1 protein-coding gene is annotated in these 836 nt (G+C 67.1%); it reads left to right on the top strand.

Translation table 11 applies throughout. The annotated features are described in order from the left end of the window. Positions 1-836, top strand: an 836-nt coding sequence (locus NMG10_RS25800; RefSeq protein WP_254465376.1) for a ShlB/FhaC/HecB family hemolysin secretion/activation protein, incomplete at both ends; no start/stop codon positions are given.

Here is an 836-nt window from a genome sequence, read left to right as displayed (position 1 = left end):
CTGGCCATGGCCTTCCCCGGCGATATCGACCAGCGCCTGAACCTGCGCGAGATCGAGCAGATGGTCGACCAGCTCAACCGCCTGCCGTCGAACAAGGCGCAGATGGAGCTGACCCCGGGCAAGGCCGTCGGCGGCAGCGAAGTGCTGGTGCGCAACACCCAGCAGAAACCCTGGCGCGCCTCGCTGTCGCGCAACAACGAAGGCCAGCGCAGCACCGGCGAGCAGATGCTCAACCTTGGCCTGGAATGGGACAGCCCACTGGGGCTGGCCGACCAGCTGATGCTGCGCGGCGGTCATGACGTGGTCAGCGACCATACCCAGGGCTCGAAGAACGGCGTGCTGTTCTACAACCTGCCGTGGGGCTGGTGGAACTTCACCTACAGCTACAGCGAGAGCGAATACCGCTCCCTGGCCCAGGCCAACGGTTTTGCCTTCAAGCAGACCGGCGACAGCCAGAACCACCAGCTGCGCGCCGAGCGCGTGGTGCACCGCGACGCCACCAGCAAGACCTCGCTCAATGCCGGCATGGCCCACCTGCGCACCAACAACTACATCGAGGACAGCCGCCTGGCCGGCAGCAGCAACCGCCTGAGCGAGGCGCAGTTCGGCATCAACCATGGCCGGCGCCTGGGCAATGCCTTCGTCAACCTCGACCTGGGCACCCAGGAGGGCATCGGCGCCTTCGACGCCCAGGACAACGGCCATCCACGCCCGGGCCAGCCGGTGGCGCGCTACCGCAAGTACAGCGCCACGCTCAGCTACGTGCAGGGTTTCCAGCTCTTCGGCGAGCGCCTGAGCTTCAGCAGCCTGGCCACCGGCCAGCGCAGCGAGGACGT

The organism is Pseudomonas sp. DVZ6 (genome assembly GCF_024259445.1).
Classification (GTDB): domain Bacteria; phylum Pseudomonadota; class Gammaproteobacteria; order Pseudomonadales; family Pseudomonadaceae; genus Aquipseudomonas; species Aquipseudomonas peradeniyensis.
The sequence above is the reverse complement of the archived record's forward strand: the minus strand, read 5'-3'. Positions and strand labels throughout refer to the sequence as shown.